The organism is Streptomyces sp. TN58 (assembly GCF_001941845.1).
Classification (GTDB): domain Bacteria; phylum Actinomycetota; class Actinomycetes; order Streptomycetales; family Streptomycetaceae; genus Streptomyces.
Genome location: NZ_CP018870.1, coordinates 3,029,182 through 3,054,117, shown reverse-complemented (window position 1 = coordinate 3,054,117; position 24,936 = coordinate 3,029,182). Strand labels below are relative to the sequence as shown.

The 24,936-nt window shown below is 73.4% G+C and carries 25 protein-coding genes; 11 read left to right on the top strand and 14 right to left on the bottom strand.

Translation table 11 applies throughout. The features are described from left to right. The first annotated feature begins 41 nt into the window (after positions 1-41). A complete protein-coding gene (locus BSL84_RS13825) occupies positions 42-845 on the top strand; it encodes a lipopolysaccharide biosynthesis protein (RefSeq protein WP_075970442.1) in 804 nt (267 codons plus the stop codon). Then, positions 842-1,984 carry a GNAT family N-acetyltransferase gene (locus BSL84_RS13820; RefSeq protein WP_075970441.1) on the top strand — a complete coding sequence of 381 codons (1,143 nt, stop codon included), beginning with the start codon at positions 842-844 and terminating at the stop codon, positions 1,982-1,984. Before BSL84_RS13825 ends, BSL84_RS13820 begins: the two co-directional genes overlap by 4 nt. Before the next feature lie 35 nt (positions 1,985-2,019). Here BSL84_RS13820 and BSL84_RS37765 read toward each other — a convergent pair whose 3' ends face one another. Then, complete coding sequence (locus BSL84_RS37765; protein WP_075970440.1) at positions 2,020-3,657, bottom strand: glycosyl hydrolase; 1,638 nt, start codon at positions 3,655-3,657, stop codon at positions 2,020-2,022. Between the two features lie 150 nt (positions 3,658-3,807). On the opposite strand from BSL84_RS37765, the gene BSL84_RS13810 reads away from it, so the two are divergent. From BSL84_RS13810 to BSL84_RS36500, 5 genes are all read left to right on the top strand, one after another. Further along, on the top strand, positions 3,808-5,214 hold the full coding sequence (locus BSL84_RS13810; RefSeq protein ID WP_045321814.1) for a hypothetical protein: 1,407 nt from the start codon (positions 3,808-3,810) through the stop codon (positions 5,212-5,214). Positions 5,215-5,292: 78 nt separating this feature from the next. Beyond that, positions 5,293-6,597, top strand: coding sequence for an NAD(P)-binding domain-containing protein (locus tag BSL84_RS13805; RefSeq protein ID WP_075972085.1), 1,305 nt, complete (start codon positions 5,293-5,295; stop codon positions 6,595-6,597). A gap of 25 nt (positions 6,598-6,622) precedes the next feature. Beyond that, on the top strand, positions 6,623-6,880 hold the full coding sequence (locus BSL84_RS13800) for a hypothetical protein (RefSeq protein ID WP_045321813.1): 258 nt from the start codon (positions 6,623-6,625) through the stop codon (positions 6,878-6,880). Positions 6,881-6,892: 12 nt separating this feature from the next. Then, positions 6,893-8,980 (top strand): SpoIIE family protein phosphatase, encoded by a 2,088-nt coding sequence (locus BSL84_RS13795; protein WP_030026600.1) that lies wholly within the window; start codon positions 6,893-6,895, stop codon positions 8,978-8,980. 71 nt (positions 8,981-9,051) lie between these two features. Then, a complete protein-coding gene (locus tag BSL84_RS36500; RefSeq protein WP_199816143.1) occupies positions 9,052-9,225 on the top strand; it encodes a hypothetical protein in 174 nt (57 codons plus the stop codon). A 32-nt stretch (positions 9,226-9,257) separates the two neighbouring features. Here the strand turns inward: BSL84_RS36500 and BSL84_RS36065 are convergent, their stop codons facing one another. After that, on the bottom strand, positions 9,258-9,695 hold the full coding sequence (locus tag BSL84_RS36065; RefSeq protein ID WP_159393519.1) for a DUF6299 family protein: 438 nt from the start codon (positions 9,693-9,695) through the stop codon (positions 9,258-9,260). A 156-nt stretch (positions 9,696-9,851) separates the two neighbouring features. Here BSL84_RS36065 and BSL84_RS13785 point away from each other — a divergent pair, with 156 nt between their 5' ends. Further along, on the top strand, positions 9,852-10,454 hold the full coding sequence (locus BSL84_RS13785) for a DUF4352 domain-containing protein (RefSeq protein WP_052680525.1): 603 nt from the start codon (positions 9,852-9,854) through the stop codon (positions 10,452-10,454). A 57-nt stretch (positions 10,455-10,511) separates the two neighbouring features. Next, positions 10,512-11,006 (top strand): DUF5949 family protein, encoded by a 495-nt coding sequence (locus BSL84_RS13780; RefSeq protein ID WP_030026603.1) that lies wholly within the window; start codon positions 10,512-10,514, stop codon positions 11,004-11,006. Positions 11,007-11,150: 144 nt separating this feature from the next. On the opposite strand, the gene BSL84_RS13775 is transcribed toward BSL84_RS13780, so the two are convergent. From BSL84_RS13775 to BSL84_RS13755, 5 genes are all read right to left on the bottom strand, one after another. Next, the gene (locus tag BSL84_RS13775; protein ID WP_075970439.1) at positions 11,151-12,398 is read right to left on the bottom strand and encodes a cytochrome P450; all 1,248 of its coding nucleotides are present in this window, start codon (positions 12,396-12,398) and stop codon (positions 11,151-11,153) included. Positions 12,399-12,520: 122 nt separating this feature from the next. Next, on the bottom strand, positions 12,521-13,678 hold the full coding sequence (locus tag BSL84_RS13770; RefSeq protein WP_079273187.1) for a low temperature requirement protein A: 1,158 nt from the start codon (positions 13,676-13,678) through the stop codon (positions 12,521-12,523). A 260-nt stretch (positions 13,679-13,938) separates the two neighbouring features. Beyond that, complete coding sequence (locus BSL84_RS13765; protein ID WP_030031504.1) at positions 13,939-14,724, bottom strand: ABC transporter permease; 786 nt, start codon at positions 14,722-14,724, stop codon at positions 13,939-13,941. After that, on the bottom strand, positions 14,721-15,680 hold the full coding sequence (locus tag BSL84_RS13760) for an ATP-binding cassette domain-containing protein (RefSeq protein ID WP_045321803.1): 960 nt from the start codon (positions 15,678-15,680) through the stop codon (positions 14,721-14,723). The genes BSL84_RS13765 and BSL84_RS13760 overlap by 4 nt, the downstream gene beginning before the upstream one ends. A gap of 78 nt (positions 15,681-15,758) precedes the next feature. Next, positions 15,759-16,427, bottom strand: a complete 669-nt coding sequence (locus tag BSL84_RS13755; protein WP_030031502.1) for a DUF4097 family beta strand repeat-containing protein — start codon at positions 16,425-16,427, stop codon at positions 15,759-15,761. Positions 16,428-16,669: 242 nt separating this feature from the next. On the opposite strand from BSL84_RS13755, the gene BSL84_RS13750 reads away from it, so the two are divergent. Together BSL84_RS13750 and BSL84_RS13745 are read left to right on the top strand one after the other, a co-directional pair. After that, the gene (locus BSL84_RS13750) at positions 16,670-17,416 is read left to right on the top strand and encodes a helix-turn-helix domain-containing protein (protein ID WP_045321802.1); all 747 of its coding nucleotides are present in this window, start codon (positions 16,670-16,672) and stop codon (positions 17,414-17,416) included. 206 nt (positions 17,417-17,622) lie between these two features. Continuing rightward, positions 17,623-17,835, top strand: a complete 213-nt coding sequence (locus BSL84_RS13745) for a hypothetical protein (protein ID WP_030032756.1) — start codon at positions 17,623-17,625, stop codon at positions 17,833-17,835. 22 nt (positions 17,836-17,857) lie between these two features. Here BSL84_RS13745 and mscL read toward each other — a convergent pair whose 3' ends face one another. From mscL to BSL84_RS13710, 7 genes are all read right to left on the bottom strand, one after another. After that, positions 17,858-18,355 (bottom strand): large conductance mechanosensitive channel protein MscL, encoded by a 498-nt coding sequence (gene mscL / locus BSL84_RS13740; RefSeq protein ID WP_030032757.1) that lies wholly within the window; start codon positions 18,353-18,355, stop codon positions 17,858-17,860. Between the two features lie 123 nt (positions 18,356-18,478). Next, positions 18,479-18,886 (bottom strand): hypothetical protein, encoded by a 408-nt coding sequence (locus tag BSL84_RS13735; protein ID WP_324610018.1) that lies wholly within the window; start codon positions 18,884-18,886, stop codon positions 18,479-18,481. A 554-nt stretch (positions 18,887-19,440) separates the two neighbouring features. Beyond that, positions 19,441-20,031: a carboxymuconolactone decarboxylase family protein gene (locus BSL84_RS13730; RefSeq protein ID WP_324610017.1), complete on the bottom strand. Its 591-nt coding sequence runs from the start codon at positions 20,029-20,031 to the stop codon at positions 19,441-19,443. Positions 20,032-20,167: 136 nt separating this feature from the next. Next, positions 20,168-21,001 (bottom strand): S-methyl-5'-thioadenosine phosphorylase, encoded by an 834-nt coding sequence (locus BSL84_RS13725; RefSeq protein ID WP_075970438.1) that lies wholly within the window; start codon positions 20,999-21,001, stop codon positions 20,168-20,170. A gap of 76 nt (positions 21,002-21,077) precedes the next feature. Continuing rightward, positions 21,078-21,392: an FmdB family zinc ribbon protein gene (locus tag BSL84_RS13720; RefSeq protein WP_030028909.1), complete on the bottom strand. Its 315-nt coding sequence runs from the start codon at positions 21,390-21,392 to the stop codon at positions 21,078-21,080. A 67-nt stretch (positions 21,393-21,459) separates the two neighbouring features. After that, positions 21,460-22,893: an MFS transporter gene (locus BSL84_RS13715; RefSeq protein WP_079273186.1), complete on the bottom strand. Its 1,434-nt coding sequence runs from the start codon at positions 22,891-22,893 to the stop codon at positions 21,460-21,462. A gap of 468 nt (positions 22,894-23,361) precedes the next feature. Beyond that, positions 23,362-24,933, bottom strand: coding sequence for a potassium/proton antiporter (locus tag BSL84_RS13710; protein ID WP_420711147.1), 1,572 nt, complete (start codon positions 24,931-24,933; stop codon positions 23,362-23,364). Between the last annotated feature and the right edge of the window lie 3 nt (positions 24,934-24,936).

Below are 24,936 nucleotides of genomic sequence, written 5' to 3'. Positions count from 1 at the left end.
CCACAGGAACCACCACCTCCCTCCAGAAAGTGAGCACGACCATGTCCGACAGCGCCGAGAAGACGTCCGGGAAGACATCCGAGAAGGCGGAGAAGAAAGCCGAGAAGAAGGCGGACCACCGCTCCGGCAAGAGGCCCAGGCGGCGCTTCACCCGGCCCCCCGTGTGGTGGCCGCTGCCCGTCTGCGCCGCGCTGGGGCTCGCCGCCGGCGGGGCGTACGGGGTGCTCAAGGCCCCCGAGTACGCCGCCACCAGCTATGTCGTCGCCGTCCCCGACGACACCACCGAGCCCGCCACCGCCCTCGGCTTCGCCCAGGCGTACGCCCGTATCGCCACCAGCAGCGCCACCCTCGCCTACGCGCAGCCCCGCGCGGGCATCACCGCGCGTCAGCTGCGCACCCAGGTACGGGCCGAGACCTCCCCCGAGTCCCCGATGATCGCCATCACCGGTACCTCCACGAGCCCCGCCGAGGCCGCCGACATCGCGAACGCGGTCGCCGACGCCCTGTCGCTGAGCAGCAACCAGGCCGCCAAGAACACCGGTGTCCAGCTGCTCCTGTTCAACCAGGCCGTGGCCCCCGCCGACCCGGCCTCCCCGTCCGCCGCCATCAGCGGCGCCGTGGGGATGTGCGCCGGCGGGCTGCTGGGCGGCCTGTGGCTGCTGGCCCGGCCCGGCCGCGCGCGCCGCCCCGAGGGGGGCGCGACCGCGCCCGCCGCCGGTCCGGTGGCCCGGCCCGTGGCGGAGCAGGTGGCCGAGGCGCCGGCCGAGGCGCCGGCCGAGGAGTACGCCACCCTGCCCGCGCAGGGCGAGCCGGCCTCGGCCAAGGAGAAGGAGTCCGTTCGATGAGCGCGGGCTCGGCCGGGGCCCTGTCGGTGACGCTGTGCCGCGACCCCCGGCAGTTCGCGGCGCTGGAGGAGCAGTGGAACCGGCTTGTCCGCGCCTGCCCCAGCGCCACCCCCTTCCAGAGCCACGCCTGGCTGCACTCCTGGTGGCTGGCGTACGGGAAGGACGGCCGGCTCCGGATCGTCCTCGTCCGGCGCGGTGGTGAACTGGTCGGCGCGGCCGCCCTGATGCTCGTCCACCGGCCGTTTCCCCTGCTGGTGCCCCTCGGCGGCCCCATCACCGACTACTCCGACGTGCTGGTGGCCGCCGAACACGCCGGTCAGGTCGTCCCGGCACTGGCCCACGGGCTGCACCGGGCCGCCCGGGGCGCGGTGATCGACCTGCGGGAGGTCCGCCCCGGGGCCGCCGCGGAGGAGCTGTACCGGCAGTGGCCCGGCGTCGGCAGCCGGCTCGCCGACTCCACGTGCATGGAGCTGCCGGCCCTGCCGTTCGACGAACTCGTCAAGCGGATGCCCGCCTCCGGTGCCCAGCGGGTGCGGGCGAAGCTGCGCAAGACCGACGCGGCCGGGATCGAGGAGCACGAGGCCACCGAGCAGGAGGTGCCGCACGCCGTACGGAACCTGCTGCGGCTGCACGAGAAGCAGTGGCGCGGTCGCGGGGTGACGCCGGAGCACCTGAGGCCCCGCTTCGCCGAGCACCTGACCCGGGCCACCCGCCGGATGGTGCGGACGGGGGAGGGCCGGCTGACGGAGTTCCGGCTGGACGGGAAGGTGGTGGCCGCGAACGTCACGCTGCTGTCGGCGGGACTGAGCGGCGGCTACCTCTACGGGGCGGACCCGGACCTGCGGGCGCGCAAGGTGGACGTGGCGACGCTGCTGCTGCGCTACGAGGCCGGACGGGCGCTGGAGGAGGGCCGGCCGGTGGTGAGCTTCCTGCGGGGCAACGAGCCGTACAAGAACCACTGGCGGCCGGCGACGGTGGTCAACCAGCGCTTCCTGATGGCCACGAGCGCGCTCGCGCCCCTGCTGCGGCTGCACGAGTCGCAGGTGACGGGACGCGAGCGGGCGGTGGAGGCGCTGCGGGAGGCGCTGCCGGCCGCCAGGGACTGGCGGGCGCGGCTCAACGAACTGCGGGTGCGATGACCCCTCCTGGCCGTGTCCGCTCGGTCCCGCACGCCCTAGAAGGGCCAGTAGCCGGAGTCCTCCCCCAGGTCGATCTTGACGCAGACCGACTGCTTGCCGACGAGCTTGGACAGCCACTCGCCGAAGTTGATCGGTACGCACCACTGCATGCTGTTGACCGGGGGCTGCGGCTGCGGTTGCGGCCTGGACGGGGTGGGTTCGGGCTTCGGCACGGCCGGGCTCGGGGTGACGGGCGCCGGCGTCACGGGGGAGGGCGCCGCCGGCGAGGGCTTCGGCACTTCGGGGCTCGGCGTGCCGGGCTCCGGAAGCTCCGGGCTCGGCTCCGGTTCCGGCTCCGGCGTGCCGGAGTCGGCGGGTGTCGGCACGATCGGACTCGGTGCGGCGGTGGAGGGCTCGGGCAGCGGGGTCGGGACTGCCGGGGTCGGGACCTGTGGGGTGGGGACTGCCGGGGTCGGGACCTGCGGGGTCGGGACTGCCGGGGTCGGGACCTGCGGGGTCGGGACTGCCGGGGTCGGGACCTGCGGAGTCGGGACTGCCGGGGTCGGGACCTGCGGGGTCGGGACTGCCGGGGTCGGGACCTGCGGGGTCGGGACCTGGGGCGTGGGCACGACCGGAGTGGGCACCACGGGGGTCGGCACCACGGGCGTGGGCACGACCGGCGTCGGTACGACCGGGGTCGGGGTCACCGGGGCGGGCACCTCGGGCGTCAGCGCCGACCGGAAGACCTTCGCGGACGCCGGATTCTGCTTGCACTGCCACACGCCGTGCGGACAGTAGTCGGTGATGGTGTGGTAGAGCGGCTTGTTCTGCTCGATCCACGCCAGCATGCGCCGTACGTACTCCGGGTTGTCACCGCGCCGGAACAGCCCCCACTCCGGGTAGGAGATGGCCTTGCGGTGCGCCCGCGCGAAGTCGACGTGCTTCTGGAGCCCGTACGGCTGGGAGATCTGGTCGTCGAAGGACTGCCCGGGACCCTGGTCGTACGAATCCATGCCGATGATGTCGACGACGTCGTCGCCCGGGTAGCACTTGGTCCAGCCGATCGCGTCCGTACCCCTGTTCGGCGCGAAGTCGAACTTGAACTTCTGGCCGGGCACGGAGCGCATCACCTCGACGATGCGCCGCCAGTACACCTTCCAGTTCGCCGGGTCGGGGCGGCACCGGTGGGTGTAGGTGACGCCGTTCATCTCCCAGCCGAGCACGATCACGGTGTCGGGGACACCCAGCGACACCAGCCGCTCGGCGAGCCTGCGGAAGTGCGCGTCGTAGTGGCCCTGCGCGCCCGCCCGGATCAGCCGGGCCACCTGCTCGTCCGGCACCCGTGCCTCGTTGCGCGCCTGCATGGGCACGTTGAGCACGAACATCCGGTCGCCGTCCGCGCGACGCCACCGCGCCCAGTCCTCCAGGAAGGAGACCCTGCCCTCGATGCCGGCCCACTGGTCACCCGGGAGATAGGTGTGGCCGACCCGGATGTCCCTGCCGCCCAGCCAGCGCGAGAGGTACGGGATGCGGGCCACCCCGTCCGGCCCGTAGTCGAGATAGGCACCCATGGCGGTGCCGGAGTCCTCGGCACGGATCTCGTCCGGCGTCGCGAGGGCGGCACCGGTGGCGAGCAGTCCGGCCGTGACCGTCCCGATGCAGGTGCCCGCCAGTCGGCGGCGTGGTCTGGGCATGGCGTCTCCCGAGCTTTCCTGAATCGGTGTGCTTGCCCAAGACGTTAGGCATCACATCCGACGAACGGCCTGTTCGGTGACTGCCGAGTAGGCCATTAGCAGCTGCCCACCACCCCCGCTTGGTCCGACTAGGTGAAAGACACCGTTGCCATGCACGCGTTCGCCAACCATGTGCCCGCCGTTGTGCTCAGACTCGACCGCAATCCGTTCCACCACGGAACCCTCGGCGCCGTCAGATCCCTCGGCCGCAAGGGCGTGGAGGTCCATGCCGTCGTCGAGGCCGGGGGAGGACCCATGGGGCGTTCTCGGTACCTGCGCGCCGCTCACCCCGGGCCGGCCGGCGGGCTGGACCCGGAGGCGCCCGAGGCCCTGCTGGACTGCCTGGCAGGGGTGTCGGAGCGGATCGGCCGTCCGGCCGTGCTCGTCGCGATGGACGACCTGAGCGCCATCGCCGTGTCCCGGATCGCCCCGATGCTCCGCGACCGTTTCCGGATGCCCCATCAGCCCGACAACCTGCCCGCCCGGGTGGCCGACAAGGCCGAGCTGTCCCGGCTCTGTTCGCGGTGGGACGTCCCGCACCCGGAGACCGTGGTCCCGGCGAGCGGCACGGAGGCGGCCGAGGCGGCCCGGCGGCTGGGCCTGCCCGTGGTCGCCAAGTGGAGCCGGCCCTGGCTGCTGCCGGCCGGGGCGGACGGACTGCGCAGCACCACGCTGGTGCACACCACCGCCGAGGCGCGCCGGCTGTACGAGCGCTCCGCCGAGGCCGGGAGCAGGCTGCTGCTCCAGCGGTTCCTGCCGGCCGGACCGGACACCGACTGGTTCTTCCACGGCGCCTTCACCCGCGGCGGGCGTCCGCTGCTCGCCGGCTCGGGCCGCAAGGAGCTGTCCTGGCCGGTGCGCACCGGCCTGACGGCGGTGGGGCGCTGGCTGCCGGATCCGGCGGTGGAGGAGGCGGCGCTGAAGCTGGCCGAACGCCTCGGCTACCAGGGGATCCTGGACCTGGACTTCCGCCGGGACGAGCGCGGCGTCTTCCGGCTGGTGGACTTCAACCCCCGCCCCGGCGCGCAGTTCAGGCTCTTCACGGACACGGCCGGACTGGACGTCGTACAGGCGATGTACCTGGACCTGACGGACCAGCGGGTCCCGCGGCCCTCGGGCGGCGCGGGCCGGGTGTTCGTCGCCGAGAACTACGCGCTGCTGGCGGCGGTCCGGGGCCGGTCCCTGCCGCGCCGCCGCCCGGCCGCGGACCCCGCGGCCCCCGCGCCGCCTGTCCCCGGCCCCGCCGCCGAGCGGGGGCGGGTCGAGGCGGCCTGGTTCGCAGGGGACGACGTCCGGCCGTTCCTGGCGATGCTCGCGGCGTTCCTGGGCCGCGGCGCGGCCAAGGGTGCGCGGGCCCTGCGCGGCGTCCCGGCGCAGGGCCGGCGCACCGCGCGGGCGGTCGTCCGCGCGCCCCGGCAGCGCGGGCGGGAACAGCAGGGCGGGACCTCCGCCGGGTCGGTGTCCCGACCCGCCCCGCCGGAGGCCTCGGCCGAGCCGGACGAACTGGTGAGCCGTTGACCGGGCTCCAACAGGCGGGCGGGGCCGGTCAGGTGACCCGCAGGTGACGATCAGGGTGGAGGAGCGGCCGTGACGCGGATCGACGATCTCGTGGTGATCGGCGCGGGCCCGTACGGGCTGTCGATCGCCGCACACGCGGCCGGTGCGGGACTGGGCGTACGGCTGCTGGGGCGGCCCATGGCCTCCTGGCGCGACCACATGCCCGAGGGCATGTACCTGAAGTCGGAGCCGTGGTCCTCCAACCTGTCCGCACCGGACGGGCGGTACACGCTGGCCGAGTACTGCGCCTCCCTCGGGACAGTCGCGGAACACGGCACTCCGCTGCCCATCGGCACGTTCAGCGCGTACGGGATGTGGTTCGCCGGGCACGCCGGGCCGCAGGTGGAGGAGGTGACCGTCACGGAGGTGACCCCGCAGGGCGACGGCTTCCGCGTCCGCACCGCGGAGGGGCCGCCGCTGCTCGCCCGCACGGTCGCCGTCGCGGTCGGGGTGATGCCCTTCACCCAGCTCCCCGAGGCACTGCGGGGGCTGCCGCCCGGCCACCACTCGCACAGCAGCGGCCACCGCGACCTGTCCGGCTTCGCCGGCCGGGAGGTCGCCGTGCTCGGGGCCGGGCAGGCGGCCCTGGAGACCGCCGCCCTGCTGGCCGAGCAGGGCGCCCGGCCGTGCCTGGTCGCCCGGCGCTCCCGGCTGAACTGGAACACCGTTCCGCAGCCGCTGAGCCGGCCCCCGCTGCGCGCCCTGCGCGACCCGCACAGCGGCCTCGGCACGGGCTGGCGCAGCTGGGTCTGGTCGGAGCTGCCCTGGGCGGTGCGCCGGCTGCCCGCGCCCACCCGGGAGCGGATCGCGGCGACGGCGCTGGGACCGGCGGGCGCCTGGTGGCTGCGGGACCGCTTCGAGCGGCGCGTGCCCGCGCTGCTCGGTCACCGGCTGCACCGGGCGGTCCCGGTGGGCGGGCGGACGCGGCTCGGCCTGACCACACCCCAGGGTGAATCCGTCGTCCTGGACGTCGCCCACGTCATCGCGGCCACCGGCTTCGCCCCGGACCTGGACCGGCTGGACATGCTCGACGCGGGGCTGCGCGCCGCGCTGGCGACCGTCGGCGGCGGCCGCAGCCCCGAGCTGGGGCCCGGCTTCGAGTCCTCGTGGCCCGGGCTGTTCTTCGCCGGGCTGCTGGCGGCTCCCTCATTCGGCCCTTCCATGCGATTCGTGCACGGTGCGGGCTTCACGGCGGGGAGACTGGTGAGAGGAGTCCGCAAGCGCCTCGGTGCCCGGGGGCCGCGGCCGGGCTCCCCCGGTGCCGTCCGGCCCGTCCGGGCTGCCTCCCCCGGGCAGGGTCCGGGGGTACCACCACCGGGACATCCGAAGACGTACCTGCGGTGAGATCCGCGGGGAGAAGGGGTCCGTGATGAGCACGGAGCGAGCACAGGGCCGCGGCTGGGTACGCATTCCCGCCAGTCGCGGCGAAGAGTCCGCCACGGCCCGGACCGCCGGCCACGAGCGGCCCCCGTACGCGGCGCCGTACGCCCCGGCGCCCGCCCCCGACCAGCCCACGATCTACCTCTCCGTCGTCCGGCGCTGGCGGGAGGCCGGGCGCACCCTCCCGGGCCACCCGGACGAGGAGTGGGAGCGGCTGATCTCCCAGCCGTGCTGGCCCGGCCGCTAGGGGGTGCGGAGGGTGGCAGCGGCGGAGCGCGACGGACCCGGGCCGGCCCGGCGGACCCCCGTGACCGACGCCGGGGAGCGGCTCGCGCTGAACGGCATGGGCAGCTTCGAGTGGGACCTGGAGACGGGGACGGTGGCGCTGGACGCGGCCGCGATGGCCGTCTTCGACCTGGAGCCGGAGGAGTACGACGGCACCGCGGAGGGCGCCGCGCTGCGGATGCGGCCGGAGGACGCGGCCCGGCTGCGCGAGACCATCGCCCGCGTCCTGGCGGAGGGCGGGGAGACGTTCGGCGCGTACTTCACCGTGCACCGGCGCGACGGCAGCGACCAGTGGACGCACACCACGGGCCGGGTGGTACGCGACGGCGACGGGCAGGCGCTGCGCATCGCCGGGATCGTGCGGGACGCGGCGGCGGAGCTCGCCCACGCGACGCTGCTGCGCAAGCTGGAGGCGGCGCGCGCCCAGCAGACGACGATCGTGCAGCGCACCACCGAGGCCCTTTCGCGGGCGGTGACCGTCGACGACGTCACGGCCGCGCTGACCGGCGCGGGCGCCCTGGAACGGCTCGGCGCCGACGGGCTGGCCCTGGGGCTGGTCGAGGGCGGCACCATGAAGATCATCGCGCTGAGCGGGGAGTCGCTGGAGATCCTCAGCGAGCGCCGGTTCACGCGGCTCGACGGCTCGCTCCCGCTCTCGCACGCGGTGCTGACCAGGCAGGCCCGCTTCGTCACCTCCCTCACCGACCTCGGCCGCGAGTTCCCGCTCCTCGCCGACTACCTCGGCCGTATCCGGTTCGACGCCGCCGCCTACCTGCCGCTGATCGCCCAGGCCAAGGCCATCGGCGGGCTGGTCCTCTTCTACCGACGGCGCGAGGAGTTCACCCCGGAGGAGCGCAACCTCTGCCTGGGCCTGGCCGGCATCGTGGCCCAGTCGCTGCAGCGGGCGCTCCTCTTCGACCAGGAGCGGGAGTTCGCGACGGGCCTGCAGGCGGCCATGCTGCCGCGACGGATCCCCGAGATCTCCGGCGGGGAGATCGCCGTCCGCTACCACGCCGCCTGGAGCGGGCGGGAGGTCGGGGGGGACTGGTACGACGTGATCGCGCTGCCCCGCAACCGGGTCGGCATCGTCGTGGGCGACGTACAGGGCCACGACACGCACGCGGCGGCCATCATGGGCCAGCTGCGGATCGCGCTGCGGGCGTACGCGGGGGAGGGCCATCCGCCGTCCACCGTGCTGGCACGGGCCTCGCGCTTCCTCGCCGAGCTCGACACCGAACGTTTCGCCACCTGCATGTACGCGCAGGTCGACCTGGAGACGGGCGGTGTACGCGCCGTCCGCGCCGGCCACCTCGGCCCGCTGATCCGCCACACGGACGGCCGAACGGGCTGGCCCAACGTGCGCGGCGGCCTGCCGCTGGGGCTGGCCTCGGCCTTCGAACACGAGGAGTTCCCCGAGACCCAGCTCGACCTGGTCCCCGGCGAGACGCTGGTGCTGTGCACCGACGGCCTCGTCGAGGAGCCCGGAACGACCATCACCGCCGGCATGGACGCCCTCGCCCACGCCGTACGCAGCGGCCCGCAGGACGCCGGGGCGCTCGCCGACCACCTCTCGGACCGGCTGTGGGAGCGCTGGGGCTCCGGGGACGACGTGGCACTGCTGGTGCTGCGCAGAGCCCCCGACCCCGGCACCCACCGGGCGCCGCGCATCCATCAGTACATCCACCAGGCCGACCCGGAGGGCCTGTCCGAGGCCCGCTACGCCCTGCGCCAGGCCCTGCGCGACTGGGGCATGCCGGAACTGGCCGACGACGTGGAGGTCGCGGCGGGCGAACTGCTCGTCAACGCCCTGCTGCACACCGACGGCGGGGCGGTGCTGACCATGGAGGTGCTGCCGGAGCCGGTGCGGCGGATCCGCCTGTGGGTCAAGGACCGCTCCAGCGTGTGGCCGCGCCGGCGCACCCCGGGTGAGGCGGCCACCACGGGACGGGGGCTGCTGCTGGTGGACGCCCTGGCCACGCACTGGGGTGTGGAGTCCCGGGGCGACGGCAAGGCGGTGTGGTGCGAGTTCGACGTCGGCGGCAGCCCGCGCGGCACGGCGTGACGGACCGGGTACGCCGAGTTGTGGGCGGCCGGGGCCGGCGCGATGATGCCGACCATGGAACGGAACGTACTGTGCGCAGGCTGAGCAGGGGCGCCGTGGCCGGCGTCCTCGCCGCGCTCCTGCTGGCCGCCGGGGTGCCGACGGTCGTGGACTGGACGACGGGGCGGCCGCACGCGGACCCCGGCTGCCAGACGGTGGCCTTCATGTCGATGACGGGCGTCGCCCCCGAGTGCCGGTCCCGGTAGCGGCGGCCACCGGGAGCGCGCGCCGCACCGGCTCAGTGCCGGCGGATCTCGACGTCCGCGGTGGCCTCGGCGACCGTGGTGACCGACCTCGGCATCAGGCCCGAGAGGCGGATCTCCTGCAGCTCGGCGGTGACCACGGCGTGGCCGGGGCGCACGTCCACCCAGCGGCCCGGGGCCGTCGCCACCCAGCGGCGCTCCTTGCCGTCGCATACGGGCTGCTCCGCGCCGATGCTCAGCCGGCCGCCCTCGTGCCTGACGGTCGCCTTGATCTGCATCGCCCCCTCGGGTGACGCCTGCTCGCAGTGGTACGAACCGGAAAGGGTGACGGTGCCGTCCGCCGCGACGAAGGCGTCGTGATGTACGGAAACACCCTGATTGAAAACGGTGGCGGCGGCCGGAGCGCCGAACAGCGTGCTGGCGGCCAGTGCCGAGAAGGCCGCCAGGGCCATTCGGCGGGCGGGGATGCGCATTCTTCCTCCAAGGGGTGCGGACGGCGGGATTCCGCCCGGAACGCATTGTGCTGGCAGGCGGCCGTGCGAACCCGCTCCGCGCGCTCGTGTCGTTGGGAGCAATTGGCTGCCCGGGCGCGTGAAACTGGCCGAAATACGTGTCCGAAGGGATCTTGCATGCGCCAGCCCGCCCTCCCTGCCCTGACCGGCCTTCCCACCCTCGCCCTGCTTCCGCTGCTGCTGCTGGGTGCCACCGCGTGCCAGGGCGCTTCCGACGGGGCCGGACTCGCCCCGGCCGCGGGGCCGGCCGCCGTGGTGGACGACGGGGCTCCGGGCGGGGAGGGCGCCCCTGTCCGCGCCGGGGCCGAGGCCGCCCATGTGGGCGATGCCGTACGGGTGCACGGCCCGCAGGTCGGACGCCACCTGGAGGTCGTGCTCGGCGCCTACGTGAACCCCGCGATCAGCGCGGACAAGAACTTCGCCCCGCCCGCCGGCAAGCGCTGGGTGGCCGCCTCGATGTCCTTCGTCAACGTGGGCGGTGCCTCGTACGGGGCGCTCGGACGCATGTGGGCGCACGACGGCGCGGGGCAGCGCCACCCGGTGGTGCCCACCGGCGAGCTGACGACCGGCAAACCGATCGTCTTCGATTCCCTGGAGGTCGGTGAGCGGGCAGAGGGATGGGTGGTGTTCGAAGTCCCGGAAAACGCCCGCATTGTGCGGCTCGAATACCAGGACGCGAACATCCGGGCGAATTCCGGAGAGGGATTCTGGGTCGTCTAGCCCGCCCGGGTGAAAGGCCGTGAAAGGCCCGGGCGCGGGACCACTAGGGTGCGGCGCATGACTTCTACTCAAGCCGAAATCGACCGGTCCCAGCTCGGCACCCTTTCGGTGCTCGCCTGGATCGGCGACCCCTCCGAGGCGCACGACATCCCGTACCTCCTCGCCTACACCCTGGGCGACGGCCCGGGTGGCCGGGAGGCCGGTGAGGCGGCGGCCCGCGGGCTGCTGGAGGAGATCGGCCTGCCGATCGGCGACGTCGTCATGGACGGCACCCGCAACCCGGCCGGCTTCCCGGTGCAGATCCTGCTGGAGGGCAACCAGATCGCACTCACCCTGCCCGGGATGAACGCGCAGTGCACCGCCCCCGACGAGTGGGTCGCCGCGGCGGACGAGAGCGGGCAGGCGTACTTCCTCTTCGCCACGCGCGCCTGGCCCGAGGCGGTCCCGGGGCGGCCGGTCGACGCGGCGACCCTGCAGGCCTTCGCGGGCGACGAGGAGGTCCTCACGGGCAGCGCCCACTGCGTGCTCTCCGTGCGGCGCCTGCAGAAGTAGCCGCCAGGGGGCGTCCGGCGGCGGCCCAGGGCCGGGACGGACAGCGCTGATCCCGGGCCCCGCTCCACCCGCCCCACCCGCTCCGGCCGCCGGGCCCCCAGCCTGCCCGGTGGCCGGTCGCCCGTACTCCCGAGGCGCCGCCCGTCAGGGCCGCTCGAAGGCGAACCTGAGCGAGCGGACCCGGTTGTCGAAGTTCGAGCCCGCCAGGTCCGGCAGACCCACCGCGCGCAGTCCGACCGGCCGCGTCAGCAGTTCGCGGAAGAGCGCCTTCATCTCCACCCGGGCCAGGTGCGCGCCCAGGCAGAAGTGCGGACCGCCGCCGCCGAAGCCCAGGTGGGGATTGGGCGAACGGGTGATGTCGAAGGCGTCGGGGTCGGTGAAGACCGCCTCGTCGCGGTTGGCGGAGGCGTAGTACAGAACCACCTTCTCGCCGGGCCGGAAGTCGCGTCCGCCCAGGGTGTGTTCGCCGGTCACCGTCCTGCGGAACTGGATGATCGGCGTCGAGTGCCGGATCATCTCGTCCACGGCGCCGTCCGCGTACTCCTCGAAGTCCGAGAGCAGCAGCTCCCGCTGGTCCGGGTGGTCGGTCAGCAGGGTCAGCCCGTGGGTGATGGCGTTGCGGGTGGTCTCCACCCCGGCGACCATCAGGAGGGAGAAGAACGCGCCGAGTTGGCGCGCGCCGAGGGCCTGGCCGTCGACGTTCGCGCAGACCAGCGCCGAGATCAGGTCGTCGGTGGGGTTCCTGCGCCGCTCCCGGCCGATGCCCGCCACCATCCGCTGCATCCGGGCGAGCGCGCGCAGCCCCCGGCCGGGCATCCGCAGCCGGGAAGCCAGGCCGCGCTCCACGCCGATGTTCTCGGAGGCGTGGTTGACCCGGTCGGCGATCTCGGCGCGGTGGCGCTCGGGGATGCCCATCATGTTGCAGATGACCTCCAGCGGCAGCCGGGAGGCGACCGCGGAGACGAACTCGTCGGGCCGGTCGGCCAGGACGTCGTCCACGATGCGGCCCGCGACGGCGTGGATGTCCGCCTCGGCCGCGGCCAGCAGGCGTGGGGTGAAGGCCCGCTGGACGATCCTGCGCAGCTGGGCGTGGTCCGGTCCGTCGAGATTGACCATCGAGTCGCCGAACAGGGCGCGGACCCAGCGGGCCGGCTCCGGGGTGGTCACGCCCGGAGCGCTGGCGAACACCTTGGGCAGCCGGCTGGCCTCCTGCACGTGGGCGTGCCGGACGAGGGCCCAGTGCCCGGCCCCTTCGGGTACGAACACCGGCTCATCGCGGGCGCGGAGGCGGGCGAAGGCGGCGAGCCGGTGGGCGGGCGGCTGCTGCCAGAAGCCTGGCTCGGCCAACTCCCTGCCGGGGTCGGTGGCGTGGCGTTGCGCCGGGAGTGTCATGGCCGGGCCTCCAGTCGGTGCGGTTCGTCCTGCGCGTTCTGCGCTGGAGAACGCCCGCGGGGGCGCCGGAGTGACGGTCCTCGCTCCGGCCGCCACCTGCCCGCTTCCGGCCGCTCCGGCCGCTACCGGGGCGCGGCGCCGGGCCGCTCGGCGAGGACCACGCCCGCGGTGACCGCGGCCACCCCGACGAGCCCCGCGTACAGGACGGCGTAGGCACCCGTCCAGGTGCAGGCGAGGGTGGCCAGGGCGGCCACCGGCAGGACCAGCTGCTGGGCGGGGCCGTGCTTGAAGTGGCGCGAGTGCAGGAACCACACCATGAACAGGAAGGCGGCGGCCGGGACGGTCACGGCGGCGTTCGCGGCGACCTGGGAGACGTGCGCCTTGCCGACCGCGTGCTCGACCGCCACCTCGATGCCCGCACCGATCGCCGCACCGGACGCAAAGATCAGCAGGTGGCCGTAGCCCCACGGGATGGCCTCCCGGTTGGATGTCAGGTGCTCGTGCATCGGTACGGCGAAGTAGATCCACCACGCGGCGAACACGATCAGCAGCCCGCCCGCGGCGATGGGGAGCAGCAGGCCGAGGGCCTCGTGCTCGTCGAGCGCCGACTTCACGGCCACCGTGCTCGCCGCGATCGTCTCGCCGAGCACGATGATGGTGAACAGCCCGTACCGCTCGACGATGTGGTGGGCGTGCCAGGGCGTCTGGTGGCCGCGCTCGGCGATCACCGGGACCATCAGCTCGGCCGCGACCAGCACCAGGAACAGCCAGCGCTGGGCGGCCTCGGGTGCGAACAGCAGGAGGACCCAGCCGGCCTGGCAGACCACCAGCCCGACGGCGTACTTCAGTGCCGCGGCGCGGGCGGCGCCGCTCTCCCCGGCGGCGGCCCGCAGCCACTGCGCCGTCAGCGCGACGCGCATGATGATGTAGCCGACGACGGCGACCGTCCAGTCGTTCTCGCCGAAGGCCTCGGACACCCCGGCCGCGTAGACGAGCACGCCGGCGATCTGGACGAGTGTCGCGATCCGGTACGGCACGTCGTCGCAGTCGTAGGCGGAGGCGAACCAGGTGAAGTTCATCCAGGCCCACCACACGCCGAAGAAGACGTAGAAGTAGCCGATCACCCCGGTACCGGGATGGCCCTCCGCGAGCGCGTGCACGAGCTGGGCGCCCGCCTGGGCGATCGCGACGACGAAACAGAGGTCGAAGAACAGCTCCAGCGGCGTCGCGGTGCGGTGGTGCTCTTCGCGGCTGCGGGCGGTCATCGGGGAGTAGGCCATACCGGCCAGAAGACCAGAGGTCCCGCCTTCCGGCAGGTCGGGCGCGCTGTCCGGGCGGTCCTAGGGGGTGTCGTCGAAGTAGCGTCGGCCGCCCGTGAGGGCGGGGGTGCCGGGCCCCGCCACCCAGACGGGGCTTCGACGACATCCCCTGGCGCCCCGGGCGGGCGCCGGGGCGCCGGGCGCGCGGAAGGGCGGCGGACGCCGACGGTGTCGGGTCCGCCGCCCCTGGTGCGGCGGGCGGGTCACGCGCTGCCGCGCGGCTACTTGGGGTCCTGGCCGAACCGTGCGGCCGACCAGCGGTAGCCGAGCAGCGCGAGGCCCAGGCACCAGGCGAGGGCCAGCCACCCGTTGTGGCCGATCTCGGTGCCGAGGAGCAGGCCCCGGAGGGTTTCGATGCCGGGGGTGAAGGGCTGGTACTCGGCGATCGGCCGGAACCAGCCCGGCATGGCCTCGATCGGGGTGAAGGCGCTGGAGACGAGCGGGAGCAGGATCAGCGGCATCGCGCTGTTGCTCGCGGCCTCCGCGTTGGGGCTGGCCATGCCCATGCCGACGGCGATCCAGGTGAGGGCGAGGGCGAACAGGACGAGGAGGCCGAAGGCGGCGAGCCACTCCAGGGCGGTGGCGTCCTTGGAGCGGAAGCCGATGGCGACGGCGACGGCGCCGACGAGGACGACACCGGCGACCGACTGCAGGACGCTGCCGAGCACGTGCCCGACGAGGACCGAGCCCCGGTGGATCGCCATCGTCCGGAAGCGGGCGATGATCCCCTCGGACATGTCGGTGGCGACCGACACCGCCGCCCCGATCACGGAGGAGCCGATGGTCAGGAGCAGGATGCCCGGGACGACGTAGGCGATGTAGTCGGAGCGGTCGGCGCCGCCCATGCCCGCGCTCATGACGTCGCCGAAGATGTAGACGAAGAGGAGCAGCAGCATCACCGGGGTGAGCAGCAGGTTCAGCGTCAGGGACGGGTAGCGCCGGGCGTGCAGGAGGTTGCGGCGCAGCATCGTCGAGCAGTCGCGGACGGCGAGGGCGGGCGAGCTCATCGGGCGTTCTCCTTGGGCTGGGCGGGGAGGGCGACGGCGCTGCCGGTCAGGGCGAAGAAGACGTCGTCGAGGTCGGGGGTGTGGACGGTCAGCTCGTCGGCCTCGATGCCGGCCCGGTCCAGCCGGTCCAGTACGGAGCGCAGGTCGCGCTGGCTGCCGTCGCTGGGGACCTGCAGGGAGAGGCCTTCGTCGTCGCGGGCGGCCCCGGGCAGGGCGGGGGCGGCGGCCAGGTAGGCGGCCGGGTCGGTGAAGCGGAGCCTGACGTGTCCGCCGGGGACGAGCCGCTTGAGCTCTTCGGCGGTCCCTTCGGCGGCGATCCTGCCGTCGTCGAGCACGGCGATGCGGTCGGCGAGCTGGTCGGCCTCCTCCAGGTACTGGGTGGTGAGGAAGACCGTGACGCCGCCGGTGACGAGTTCGCGGATGATCTGCCACATGGTGTGGCGGCTGCGGGGGTCGAGGCCGGTGGTGGGCTCGTCGAGGAAGATGACGCGCGGGCCGCCGACCAGGGTCATGGCGATGTCGAGGCGGCGCTTCATGCCGCCGGAGTAGGTGGCGGCGGGCTTCTTCGCGGCCCCCACCAGGTCGAAGCGTTCCAGGAGTTCGCCGGTGACCCGGCGTCCGTCCTTACGGGACAGGTGGTGCAGGTCCGCCATGAGGAGCATGTTCTCCTCGCCGGTGATCAGGCCGTCGACGGCGGAGAACTGGCCGGTGACGCCGATCGCGGCGCGGACCGCCTGCGGATCGGTGGCCAGGTCGTGGCCGGCCACGCGCAGCTCGCCGGCGTCGGCGGTGACGAGGGTGGAGAGGATCTTGACGGCGGTGGTCTTGCCGGCGCCGTTCGGGCCGAGCAGGGAGAAGACCGTGCCGGCCGGTACGGCCAGGTCGATGCCGTCGAGGACCTTCTTGTCGCCGTAGGACTTGCGCAGCCCGCGTGCTGCGATGGCCGGGTCGGTCATGGTGTTGGCTCCTTCGGGGCTGTGGATCGGGGCTGCGGATCGGGGCTGTGGATCGGGGCTGCGGATCGGGGCGGGGGGTCAGAGGCTGCGGGCGGTGATGTCGCCGTAGGCGGTGGTGGCGTGGATGGCGAGGTCCGTGCCGCTGCCGTCGTTCCTGAGGGTGTTGCGGACGCGGCCGTAGGAGGTGCCGGCGTCGAGGGTGGCGGAGGCGCCGCGGGTGGCGCCGACGCAGATGTCGCCGGCCTGTGTGCTCAGGACGACCGGGCCGTGGACGGCCTCGGAGATGTGCAGGTCGCCCTTCTGGGTGCTGATCTCCGCGGGTCCGCCGAGGCGGCCGACGGTGATGTCGCCGGCCTGGAGGGTCAGGCGGGCGCCGGCGGTCTCGTCGAGCTTGACCGTGCCGTGCGCGCTGTCCAGGGTGACGTCGCCGAGCCGTCCGACGCCGCGGATCTCGGCGCTCGCCGTCCTGGCCTCGACGCGGGAGCCGGCGGGGAGCTGGACGGTCACCTCGACGGAGCCGGGGGTGCCGAGGATCCGGTTCTTCGGCTCCGCGTGGGTGATCCGCAGGACGCCGTCGGCGTAGTCGACCGTGGTCTGCTCCGCGGCCTTCACGTCGCGGCCCTTGGAGGCGTCGGCCGGGAGGATCTCGACGGTGGCGTCGGCGCGGTCGGCGGCGATGAACCGGATGCGTCCGGCGGGGACGTCGAGGACGGCGGCGATCGGGGCGGTGGTGGCGAACTGCTGCACGATGCTTCTCCTTCGTGGTCCGCGGCGCCCTTGCGGCCGCGTTTCCGATGAGTGAAAAGCTACGTTGCGTTCGCAGTCTCGGCAATTGCTTCGTTGCGTAAGTTCGGCATTTCTGCAGGCAGAAGGCGGGTAATCATTGCAACTGGCGTGCCGATTAAGGCAACGGAGCATGACCTTCCGTTGCAATGGGAGGCGAGTGAACGCTATGCTGGAGTCTCCGCGGACCACAGAAGGAGACCCCGATGCCGGGAGGCAGGCTCACCCAGCAGGAACGCCGGCAGATCGCCCTGGGGGTGGCCGACGGCCTCGCCTACGCCGAGATCGCCAGGCGCCTGGACCGCCCGACCTCGACGGTCACCCGCGAAGTCATGCGCAACGGCGGCCCCGCCGGCTACCGGGCGGAGGCGGCCCACCGCGCCACCGAGCGCCGCGCCCGCCGGCGCAAGCCCGCCGCGTCCCGCGGCGCGGGGCCGGCCGCCCTGCCGCACGGCCGCGACCCGGAGGCGGTGGCCGAGTACGAGGAGCGGTTCACCACTGTGATGATGCAGTCGGGGCTGTCCAACAAGATGACCGCACGGGTGATGGTCTGTCTCCTCACCGCCGATTCCGGCAGCATGACCGCCGCCGAACTCGTCGAGCGCCTCCAGGTCAGCCCGGCGTCCGTCTCCAAGTCGATCGCCTTCCTGGAGAGCCAGGCCCTCGTGCGCAGAGAGCGCCACGAGGGGCGCCGGGAGCGCTACGTCATCGACGAGAACCTCTGGTACCAGTCGATGGTCGCCAGCGTCCGCTCCCTCAACCAGCAGGTCGACATCGCGCGGCAGGGCGCGGGCGTCCTCGGCCCGGGCACCCCGGCCGCCGTCCGCCTGGAGAACGTCGCCCGTTTCCTCGACTTCGTCGCCGAGAGCCTGGCCCGTGCCGCGGAGCAGGCCCGCGACGTCCTCCACGTGAAGGCGCAAACGCCCTCGGGCGGCGCAGACGCCGAGGCTTGACGGGGCGGACCTGAGCCACGGGCGGATCCCCCCGCGCCCGGACCGCCGGCCGGGCAGCGCACGGCCGAGGCCGAACCGGCCGGTGCACGAGCGCTGTCCGCAGATCCGCCCCACCAGCGGCTACGGTGACCGGCCCGTGGCTCCTCGACCCGAAGGACCGGTGATCAGGTCCGGGTGGCTCCCACCGGCGGCCGTACCCTGGAGGCATGAGCAGCACCCCCGCCTCCGGCCCGCAGCCCCCGCACCCCGGCCCCCAGGCTCGGCCGCCCCGGCCGAAGCCGCGGATCGACTTCGACGACCCGCTGGACCAGCAGTCGTCCGACGACACGGACCGCGGCTGGGGCGAGCGGCCGTCCACCGGATCAAGCGCGGCCGACCTGGCCCGCTTCCTCGACGAGAAGCCACCGCACCACATCTGACCGGCCGGGCCGGCCGGCCCGGTCAGAACCCGTCGCGGGAACCCGCCTGGCCGCCCACACCGCCGCCACCCGCGCGCTGCGCGACCAGGGTGTCCCGGATCTCCTTGAGGACCTCCAGCTCGGTGATCTCGACGATCTCCTGGGCCCCCTCGCGGGCCTTGCGGCGCGCCTCCTGACGCGCCAGGTACTTCGCCATCGGCAGCACCATCAGGAAGTACACGACCGCAGCGGTGATCACGAAGGTCAGCGTGGCGTTCAGCACCGACCCCCACAAGATCTCGACCCCGGTCGGCTGCCCGTCGGCGCCGACCCCGCAAGGGGCCTTCAGACAGGACTTGTAGCCCTCCAGGCTCTTCGTGCCCACCGCGCCCACGATCGGGCTGATGATCCCCTTGACCACCGAGTTCACGATGTTCGTGAACGCGGCGCCGATCACCACGGCCACCGCGAGGTCGACCACGTTGCCGCGCATCAGGAAGGCCTTGAAGCCCGCCAGCACGCTTTCCTTCTTCTCGCTCATCGCTGAGCCCTTCTTCACAGGAGCCGAACACGGAGCCAACGGTTCCGAAAGTTACGGCAGTCCGGGCGCGGTGTGTCCAATCGGCCTTCACTTTGAGGTGAATTGACTGATCGTGCGTGCGGGTCAGCACAGTGTCACCGCCAGCCGCGTCATCGCGCCCGCCCCCACCAGGGCCCGCGCCGTCTCCCGCGGTACGGACAGCACCACCAGCGCGCCACCGTCGCCCGCCTCCCGCTCCGTGGCCGGTACTTCGGCGACCCTGGCCCCCGCAGCCACCACCCGGGGCGGCTGCTCCCGCTCCGCCGCGACCACGTCGACCCGGTCCCCGGGCCGCAGCAGCCGTACGGTCGCGGCGTCCGCGATGCGCACGGGCGCCGAGACCATCCGCACCGCCGCGGGCGGCGGTTTCACCACAGGCGGCGGCGCGCCCCGCGAGGCCTGCGCCTCGGTGCCTCCCACGGCCACCGCCGCCGCCACGACGGCCAGGGCCGCCGAGGCGGCCCGCCGCCGGCGCCGCACCGCCCGGCGCAACCGGCCGGATCCCCGCCCCACCCGCAGCGGCGGGAACGGCGGGACAGGACGCAGGGGCGGACACGTGGAGGAGGTCGCACCCACGGGCAGGGAACGGGAGGGCAGGCCCGCAGGGACGGCCGGGTCCGCAGCCGCACAGGCTCCCCGCAGGCAGGACGCGGAAGAGGACGCAGGAGCACAGGACGTACGAGCGCGGGACGCGGGGGCGCAGGGCGTGGAAGCGGAGGAAGCCGGAGCGGGGGAAGCCGGAACGGGGGAGTACGAAGAGGGCATGGGCGGACGGGACATGACGAGTCACCACCAGACGGGGAGAGTTCCTGTGCCCGGACCCGCCGTCCGGACACACCCCACGATCCGGCCTCCCTCCGGGATCCCGCCCGCGCCTGTGGACGGTCCCCAGCCTGTGGACAACCCGCTCACCCTCCGGAGTGACGGACCCCCGCCCCCGTCGCAGGAGCCGCACGAGCCCCGGGCACCGCGCGAGCCGGAGCAGCCGACGGAGCCGGAGGTGCCGACGGAGCCGGGGGATCCGGTGGAGCCGGGGGAGTCGGTGTTCACGCCGTCGTTGTCGGCGCCCCCGCCCGCCCGCCCGGCACCCGGCAGGACTCCGAGAAGCCCTGACTGGTCAGGCCGAAGGCGCTGTTGACGCGCGAGCGCCAGTTCTCCAGTGCGACCACCGCCGTCAGCTCGACGAACGCCGCCTCCCCGAGCCGTGCGACCAGGGTCCCGGCGAGCTCGTCCGTGACCGTCGGCTCCGTCTCGGTCATGGCCTCGGCGTACTCCATGACCAGCAGCTCCAGCTCGTCGAACACCTCGCGGGCCTCCCGCCACCGCGGCACCCGTTCGATCTTCTCCGCCGTCATCCCCTGCTCAAGGCCCTCCCAGTAGCCGAAGTCCATGCACCACGAGCAGTTGATGCGGGCCGCCGACGCCATCACGGCGAGGTGCTTGAGACCGGCGTCCAGTGCGTTCCACTTGGCCGCCCGCTGTTCCAGGCGTACGTACGAGAACAGCACGCGCGTGTTGTGCCCGTAGCCCTGGACGGGGTCGAGCACCTTGCCGTAGGTGCGTCGCGAGTACCAGGCGCCGATGCGCGTCAGCAGGGTGCGGGGCGGGGTGAGCGAGATACGGGGCACGACTGTCATCTCCCGGAGCGGACTGTCCCGATGGGGCCTTCACAGAGGAAGACAGGACAGCCGCCCCGGATGTGACAACACCCGGACACCCGGGCATCCGGGCATCCGGGCACCCGGGCGTCTGGGCCCTGCACGTGGCGCCGGACTACGGAAGCTCGATGCCCAGGTCCCAGCCGTCGTGCGCGTGCGTGCACAGGCAGTCGCGGGACTGCGTGGGCGGCAGCGCCGCCACCGCGTCGAAAAGGACTTCGCGAAGGCGGCCGACGTTCTCGCCGAACACCTTCAGCACCTCCGTGTGGGAGACGCCCTCCCCGGTCTCGGCCCCCGCGTCCAGGTCCGTGACCAGCGCCATCGAGGTGTAGCAGAGCCCCAGCTCACGGGCGAGGACCGCCTCCGGGTGCCCCGTCATGCCGACCACCGACCAGCCCGCCGCCGCGTGCCACCGCGACTCCGCCCGGGTCGAGAAGCGGGGCCCCTCGACGACGACCATCGTGCCGCCGTCGACCGGCTCCCAGCCCCGCCCGCGCGCCGCGGCCACCGCCACGGACCGGCCCACCGGGCAGTAGGGGTCGGCGAAGGTGGTGTGCACGACGTTCGGCATGGAACCGTCCGGCAGCGCCTCCCCGTCGAAGAAGGTCTGCGCGCGGGACTTCGTACGGTCGACCAGCTGGTCGGGAACGAGCAGCGTGCCCGGCCCGTACTCGGCTCGCAGGCCGCCGACCGCGCACGGGCCCAGCACCTGGCGGACACCGACCGAGCGCAGGGCCCAGAGGTTCGCCCGGTAGTTGATCTTGTGTGGAGGGACCGTGTGGCTGCGCCCGTGCCGGGGCAGGAAGGCCACCGAGCGGCCGCCCAGCTCACCCACGTACAGGGAGTCGCTCGGAGGCCCGTACGGGGTCTCCACCTGGATCTCGGAGACGTCCTCCAGGAAGGAGTAGAAGCCCGAGCCGCCGATGACACCGATCTCTGCGTTCACCATGCCGCTCACCCTAACCGGGCATGCCTGAGGCCCCGCTGCCCGGTGTGGGGGCGGGCGGGGCCTCGGGAAGGAGCGGTCAGGCGGCCGACGTGGAGCTGCTGCTCGTGCTCGACGACGTCGAGGAGGACGAGGCGGCGGGAGCGGCGGCGGCGGTCGACGTCGAGGACGACGACGAGCCGGCGGGCTTCGAGGCGGGGGTGCTGCTCGACGAGGCGCCACGGCTGTCGTTCCGGTAGAAACCGGAGCCCTTGAAGACGATGCCGACCGCGGAGAACACCTTCTTCAGGCGTCCGTCGCAGTTCGGGCACACGGTCAGCGCGTCATCGGTGAACTTCTGCACGGCCTCAAGGCCCTCACCGCACTCGGTGCACTGGTACTGGTAGGTCGGCACGAATTTCCTCCTGGCACTCTCACTCAATGAGTGCTAACGACGCTCCATGGTGACGTATTCCGGCGGATCAGTCCACCGTCACCGGCACGCGGTGACCCATCCCACGCTCGTTCACCCGGTTACGGGGGGCCTGCGAGGGGGCGGCGGCCGGCCTCACGGCGGCCGGTCCGGCGGCCTCGGCACCGGGCGCGACAGCAGACGAGACACCGGGCGCGACACCAGGCGCGGAAGCGGGCGCGGGCGCGGACGCCGACGCGTTCACGATCCGGCTCGGGGCCTTCGCGGGCTTCGGGGCCAGCTTCGCCCGCAGCGCCAGCAGCGTCGCCAGCGCCAGCGCGGTGGCCGCCATCGGCACCAGGAAGCCGTACGAGGCCCCGTGCGCGTCGGTCAGCCGGCCGGCCAGGATGACCGCGATGGCCTGACCGAAGGCGATCGAACCGGTCAGCCAGGTGAAGGCCTCGGTCCGGGCGTTCGCGGGGACCAGCTGCTCGACCATCGTGTAGCCGGTGATCAGGGCGGGGGCGATGAACAGGCCGACGACCAGGCCGAGCGCGCCCAGCAGGATCACCGAGTTCGCCGCCCACAGGACGGACGCGGCGGCGGTGAGGCCGGCGTAGCCCAGGACCAGCCGGCGGCGCGGGCCGATCTTCCACGCGACGGCGCCCATGGCGATGCCCGCGATCATGTTGCCGGCCGCGAAGACGCCGTAGAGCAGGCCGTTGGCGCCGGGGTTGCCGATCTCGTTGGAGAAGGCGGCGAGCGAGACCTGCATGCCGCCGAAGACGGCGCCGATCCCGAGGAAGGCGAAAATCAGGACGCGCAGCCCCGGGTGGGAGAGAGCGAAGGCGCGCTTCTCGCCGGTGGCCGACGGGGCGTGCGTCGTGGGCTGGGAGGCCCGCCGGGCCGCGAAGAGCAGGCCGCCGAGCAGGGTCAGCGTGGCCTCGGTGACCAGGCCGGCCGCCGGGTGGACGCCGGTGCACAGCGCGGTCGCGAGGACCGGGCCGACGACGAAGGTGAACTCGTCGGTGACGGACTCGAAGGCGGCGGCCGTCGGCAGCAGCGGCGAGCCCTCAAGCCGGGCCGCCCAGCGTGCGCGGACCATCGGGCCGACCTGCGGCACCGAGGCGCCGGCCGGGACCGCGGCCAGCGCCAGGACCCAGACGTGCGCGTCGGCCAGGGCCAGGGCGGCGAGGCCGGTGACGGCGGCGGCGTGCGCGAGGACCACGGGCACCAGCACGGCGCTCTGGCCGTACCGGTCGGTGAAGATGCCCATCAGCGGGGCGGAGAGGGCCATCGAGATGCCGGTGACGGCGGCGACGATGCCGGCGCTGCCGTAGGAACCGGTGGTGTGCTGCACCAGCAGCAGGATGCTGATGGTCAGCATGCCGAAGGGGAGCCGGGCGGCGAAGCCGGGGAGTACGAAGCCGAGGGCGCCCGGCGTGCGCAGGAGCTGCCCGTAGCCGGGGCGGGCGGACTTGTCGGACGTGACCGCGGATGTCACGGCCTTGCCTTTCCGCTGCCTGGTAGAGCATCCCCGTCTGCGGACGGTGCCGTGCTTTGTGAGCGGTCGCACCCGTACGTGTTGGGAGCCCCGAGAGCTGTCCTCTTGCGCATAACCGAGTGATACCTGGGCGCCCACTGCGGGGGCCACGGCCGCTTTGCGGTCGCGCCAGCTCTGCGTCAGGCAGAGTTGGTTCGATCTGTTGTGCCTTCATCGTACAGGGGAAGCCGATATCACGCCCTGTGATTGTGCCGACAAGGCGACTCTCCACCTGTGATTGACGGGAGCTCCGCGCCCGAAAGACCGTACATGTCGGGACAAGGGCGGTCCTGTCTCGCACCATCCGGCCGGACGAGAGCGCCGCTCTGATGGAGCGGCGCCATGCGCCCTGGGGTCTGTATCGAGTCGCCCCGTGGAGCAGGGCGCGTGCCGGGCGTCGCGACGCCGCGGGGCAACTCGATGCAGACCCTAACGGTGGGCGGAGCCGTTGCCCGTCCCCAGCCAGCCCGCCAGCTTGCCGCCCCGCGCCACCGCCCGCAGCCGCGCCTCCGCCGCGTCCCGGACCGGGTCCGTGGCCACCACCAGCAGCTCGTCACCGCGCCGCAGCACGGTCGACGGCGCCGGCACGAAGCTCTTGCCCTCCCGGACGACCAGCGTGACCGACGCCCCCGGCGGCAGCCGCAGCTCGCTCACCTCGACGCCGTGCATCCGGGAGGCGGCCGGGATGGCGAAGGACAGCAGGTGCCCGCGCAGCTTCTCCAGCGGAGCCGACTCGATGCCGAGGTCGGAGGCGGTCTCCATGCCCTGCCCGAGGTCCAGCCTGCGCGCCAGCCCGGGCAGGGTCGGCCCCTGCACCAGGGTGTAGACGACGACCAGCACGAAGACGATGTTGAAGACGCGGTCGCTGCCCTCGATCCCGGACACCATCGGGATGGTCGCCAGGATGATGGGCACGGCGCCGCGCAGGCCCGCCCACGACATCAGGACCTGCTCCTGCCACGGGATCCGGAAGGGCAGCAGGCTGACGAAGACCTCCAGGGGCCGCGCCACCATCGTCAGCACCAGGCCGATCACCACCGCGGGCCAGAAGTCCCGGACCAGCTCGTGCGGGGTGACCAGCAGGCCCAGCAGCACGAACATGCCGATCTGGGCGATCCAGCCGAGCCCGTCGGCGAAACCGCGCGTGGCGGGCCAGTGCGGGAGCTTGGCGTTGCCCAGGATCATCGACGCCAGGTAGACCGCGAGGAAGCCGGAGCCGTGCGCCATCGCGCCGGCCGCGTACGCCGTGATCGCGATGGCCATCACGGCGATCGGGTACAGGCCGGAGGCGGGCAGTGCGACGTGCCGCAGGCCGTAGGCGCCGACGAAGCCCACGGCCAGGCCGATCGCGGCGCCGATGGCCAGCTCCAGGGCGATCGTGCCGAGCAGGACGTACCACTCGTCGACCGGGCCGACCGTGGAGAAGGCCACCACCAGAATGACGACGGGTGCGTCGTTGAAGCCCGACTCGGCTTCCAGGACGCCCGTGATCCGGGAGGGCAGCGGGACCTTGCGCAGCACGGAGAAGACGGCCGCCGCGTCCGTCGAGGAGACGACCGCTCCGATCAGCAGCGCCTGGCGCCATTCCAGCCCGACGAGGTAGTGCGCCCCCGCCGCCGTCACGCCCACGCTGATCGCGACGCCCACCAGTGAGAGCATGATCGCGGCCGGCAGGGCCGGCTTGATCTCTTTCCACTTGGTGCCCAGACCACCCTCGGCGAGGATCACGACGAGGGCGGCGTAGCCGATGACCTGGGTCAGCTCGGCGTTGTCGAAGCCGATGTTGCCGATCCCGTCCTGGCCCATGGCGACGCCGATGCCGAGGTAGATGAGCAGGCTGGGCAGGCCGCTGCGGGACGAGAGCCGCACCGCGGCCACCGCGACGAGCAGTACGAGCGAGCAGACCAGCAGGAGCTCATTGAGCGTGTGGACAGTCAGCGGGCGGCCCTCCTCAATGCGCCCGGTGGATCGATCCTCCCGGCGGCAAGTTCGGCAAGTAATTCG

Excerpts from the sequence above, each read along its gene's own strand:
- BSL84_RS13825 (WP_075970442.1), top strand. The coding sequence starts at position 42 with ATGTCCGACAGCGCCGAGAAGACGTCCGGGAAGACATCCGAGAAGGCG.
- BSL84_RS13820 (WP_075970441.1), top strand. The coding sequence starts at position 842 with ATGAGCGCGGGCTCGGCCGGGGCCCTGTCGGTGACGCTGTGCCGCGAC.
- BSL84_RS37765 (WP_075970440.1), bottom strand. The coding sequence starts at position 3,657 with ATGCCCAGACCACGCCGCCGACTGGCGGGCACCTGCATCGGGACGGTC.
- BSL84_RS13810 (WP_045321814.1), top strand. The coding sequence starts at position 3,808 with ATGCACGCGTTCGCCAACCATGTGCCCGCCGTTGTGCTCAGACTCGAC.
- BSL84_RS13800 (WP_045321813.1), top strand. The coding sequence starts at position 6,623 with ATGAGCACGGAGCGAGCACAGGGCCGCGGCTGGGTACGCATTCCCGCC.
- BSL84_RS36065 (WP_159393519.1), bottom strand. The coding sequence starts at position 9,695 with ATGCGCATCCCCGCCCGCCGAATGGCCCTGGCGGCCTTCTCGGCACTG.
- BSL84_RS13785 (WP_052680525.1), top strand. The coding sequence starts at position 9,852 with ATGCGCCAGCCCGCCCTCCCTGCCCTGACCGGCCTTCCCACCCTCGCC.
- BSL84_RS13780 (WP_030026603.1), top strand. The coding sequence starts at position 10,512 with ATGACTTCTACTCAAGCCGAAATCGACCGGTCCCAGCTCGGCACCCTT.
- BSL84_RS13775 (WP_075970439.1), bottom strand. The coding sequence starts at position 12,398 with ATGACACTCCCGGCGCAACGCCACGCCACCGACCCCGGCAGGGAGTTG.
- BSL84_RS13770 (WP_079273187.1), bottom strand. The coding sequence starts at position 13,678 with ATGGCCTACTCCCCGATGACCGCCCGCAGCCGCGAAGAGCACCACCGC.
- BSL84_RS13765 (WP_030031504.1), bottom strand. The coding sequence starts at position 14,724 with ATGAGCTCGCCCGCCCTCGCCGTCCGCGACTGCTCGACGATGCTGCGC.
- BSL84_RS13760 (WP_045321803.1), bottom strand. The coding sequence starts at position 15,680 with ATGACCGACCCGGCCATCGCAGCACGCGGGCTGCGCAAGTCCTACGGC.
- BSL84_RS13750 (WP_045321802.1), top strand. The coding sequence starts at position 16,670 with ATGCCGGGAGGCAGGCTCACCCAGCAGGAACGCCGGCAGATCGCCCTG.
- BSL84_RS13745 (WP_030032756.1), top strand. The coding sequence starts at position 17,623 with ATGAGCAGCACCCCCGCCTCCGGCCCGCAGCCCCCGCACCCCGGCCCC.
- mscL (WP_030032757.1), bottom strand. The coding sequence starts at position 18,355 with ATGAGCGAGAAGAAGGAAAGCGTGCTGGCGGGCTTCAAGGCCTTCCTG.
- BSL84_RS13730 (WP_324610017.1), bottom strand. The coding sequence starts at position 20,031 with ATGACAGTCGTGCCCCGTATCTCGCTCACCCCGCCCCGCACCCTGCTG.
- BSL84_RS13725 (WP_075970438.1), bottom strand. The coding sequence starts at position 21,001 with ATGGTGAACGCAGAGATCGGTGTCATCGGCGGCTCGGGCTTCTACTCC.